The sequence below is a fragment of the Streptomyces deserti genome (assembly GCF_054782695.1).
Genome location: NZ_BAAGRZ010000095.1, coordinates 1 through 2,304, shown reverse-complemented (window position 1 = coordinate 2,304; position 2,304 = coordinate 1). Strand labels below are relative to the sequence as shown.

Annotated in this window: 1 protein-coding gene; it reads right to left on the bottom strand. The window is 70.1% G+C overall.

The window, feature by feature from the left end; translation table 11 throughout:
• On the bottom strand, nt 1-2,304 hold a 2,304-nt coding region (locus tag ACYVMZ_RS39220), incomplete at both ends, for a type I polyketide synthase (protein ID WP_461088084.1).

The following is a 2,304-nucleotide window of genomic DNA, read 5'->3' as shown; positions in this document are numbered from 1 at the left end:
CTTCCGGCAGGGCCTGCATCAACCGGCCACGCGCCGCCACCAGACGGGCCGCATCCTCCAGCGACCACACCCCAGCCACATACGCCGCCACCAACTCACCGATCGAATGACCGCCCACGACCTCCGGCCGCAGCCCGAACGACTCCGCCAGCCGGAACAGGGCGACCTCGATCGCGAACAGCGCCGGCTGAGCGAACCCGGTCTGCTCCAGAAGCCCGGCGTCCTCCCCGAACATCACCTCCCGCAGCGGGCGATCCAGCAGCGGATCCAGATGCGCGCACACCTCATCCAGCGCATCCGCGAACACCGGGAACGCTGCGTACAGCTCCCGGCCCATCCCGAGCCGCTGACTGCCCTGCCCGGTGAACACCACAGCAAGGCGCCCCTCAGCGACCGCCCCGGTCACCACCCCAGGCCCGCCGGAGGCCAACGCCTCCAGACCCTGGACGAAGTCCTCCCGCTGACGCCCCAGCACCACGGCCCGGTACTCCAACGCAGAGCGGCCCGACAGCAGCGACCAACCCACATCGGCAACATCCAGGTCGGAGTGCATCACCAGGTGCTCGCGCAACCGCTCCACCTGAGCACGCAGCGCCTCCGCACTACGAGCCGACACCAGCCACGGCACCACACCCACCGGCACCGGCACCGGCACCGACTCCGCAGAGTCCTTCTCCTCAACCGGCGCCTGCTCCACGATCACATGCGCGTTCGTACCGCTCACACCGAACGACGACACACCCGCCCGACGCGACTCGCCCTCCCGCTCCGGCCACTCCCGCGCCTCGGTCAGCAGCTCCACAGCGCCCGCCGACCAGTCCACATGCGAACTCGGCGCATCCACATGCAACGTCTGCGGCAGCACACCCTGCCGCATCGCCATCACCATCTTGATCACACCCGCGACACCGGCGGCCGCCTGCGTATGACCGATGTTCGACTTCACCGAGCCCAGCCACAGCGGCCGGTCCTCAGACCGTCCCTGTCCGTACGTGGCGATGAGCGCCTGCGCCTCGATCGGGTCGCCCAGCGTGGTTCCCGTACCGTGCGCCTCCACCGCATCCACATCACCCGGCACGAGCCCGGCACTCGCCAACGCAGCCCGAATCACCCGCTGCTGCGACGGACCGTTCGGAGCCGTAAGCCCATTGCTCGCACCGTCCTGATTGACGGCCGAACCCCGCACCACCGCCAGCACCTCGTGCCCGTTCCGACGGGCATCCGACAACCGCTCCAGCAACAGCAGACCGACACCCTCACCCCACCCCGTACCGTCCGCAGCCTCCGCGAACGGCTTGCACCGCCCGTCAGCCGCGAGACCCTGCTGCTTGCTGAACTCGTCGAACGCGGTGGGTGTGGACATCACCGTCACGCCGCCGGCCAGGGCCATGTCGCACTCGCCCTGTCGCAGCGCCTGGGCCGCCAGATGCAGCGCCACCAGGGACGACGAGCACGCCGTGTCGACCGTCACGGCCGGACCCTCCAGGCCGAACGCGTAGGAAAGGCGGCCGGACACGACTGCTCCGGAGTTGCCCGTGAGCAGATAGCCCTCGACCCCTTCCGGGGCCTCCTGGGCACCTTCTCCATACCCCTGGTAACCGGATCCGATGAAGACTCCGGTCTGGTTCCCGCGCACGGACGAGGGCGCGATACCGGCCCGCTCGAACAGTTCCCAGGCGCTCTCCAGGAGCAGCCGCTGCTGCGGGTCCATCGACAGCGCCTCGCGCGGCGAGATGCCGAAGAATCCCGCATCGAACTCGGCCGCGTCGTAGACGAACCCGCCTTCGGCCCGGAACCCGGCCGAGCCGGCGACATCCCAGCCACGGTCGGCGGGGAAAACGGAGATGGCGTCCGTACCGTCGAGGACCAAGCGCCACAGTTCCTCGGGCGTCCGCACGCCCCCGGGGTACCGGCAGCTCATCGAGACGATGGCGATGGGCTCGTCGTCTCGTACCGGCACCACCGCCGCCGACGCCGCACCGGCGTCGGTCACCGTCCCCGCCGTGCCCAGGAACCGCTCACGCAGATGAGCCGCGAGAGCCCTGGCGTTCGGGTAGTCGAAGACCAACGTGGTCGGCAGCCGCAGCCCCGTCACCGCGGCCAAGCGGTTCCGCGCCTCCACCGCCGTCAGCGAGTCGAAGCCGAGCTCCCGGAAGGCCCGCTGGGCGTCCACCGACTCCGGCCCGTCATAGCCGAGCACGGCCGCAGCATGCGTTCGTACCAGATCCAGCAGCAGCGCCTCCCGCTCCGGCTCCGTCAGCGACAGCAGGCGGCGGCGCAGCTCCGAAGAGCCCGTCTCGTCGT